General features: G+C 54.3%; 4 tRNA genes. All 4 read right to left on the minus strand.

Going from position 1 to position 348, the window contains the following annotated elements:
* Positions 1-3: 3 nt before the first annotated feature.
* The 4 genes from HFE01_RS26560 to HFE01_RS26575 all read right to left on the minus strand — a co-directional run bounded on the left by HFE01_RS26560 (position 4) and on the right by HFE01_RS26575 (position 348).
* Positions 4-79, minus strand: a tRNA-Val gene (locus tag HFE01_RS26560).
* Positions 80-88: 9 nt separating this feature from the next.
* Positions 89-160 (minus strand) — tRNA-Glu (locus HFE01_RS26565).
* A gap of 17 nt (positions 161-177) precedes the next feature.
* Positions 178-269: transfer RNA gene (locus HFE01_RS26570), tRNA-Ser, on the minus strand.
* 3 nt (positions 270-272) lie between these two features.
* Positions 273-348: transfer RNA gene (locus tag HFE01_RS26575), tRNA-Asn, on the minus strand.

Consider the following 348-nt stretch of genomic DNA (forward strand, 5'->3'; position numbering starts at 1 on the left):
TAATGGTGGAGGCTGAGGGGATCGAACCCCCGACCCTCTGCTTGTAAGGCAGATGCTCTCCCAGCTGAGCTAAGCCTCCATACTACTATGACCCGTAGGGGATTCGAACCCCTGTTACCTCCGTGAAAGGGAGGTGTCTTAACCCCTTGACCAACGGGCCATGCTATAAAATGATTCTGGCGGAGAGAGAGGGATTCGAACCCTCGAGACGCTTTTGGCGCCTACACGATTTCCAATCGTGCTCCTTCGGCCAACTCGGACACCTCTCCATATGGCTCCCCGAACAGGACTCGAACCTGTGACAACTCGATTAACAGTCGAGTGCTCTACCAACTGAGCTATCAGGGA

Source organism: Paenibacillus sp. EKM10P (assembly GCF_011800655.1).
In the GTDB taxonomy this organism is placed as follows: domain Bacteria; phylum Bacillota; class Bacilli; order Paenibacillales; family Paenibacillaceae; genus Paenibacillus; species Paenibacillus polymyxa.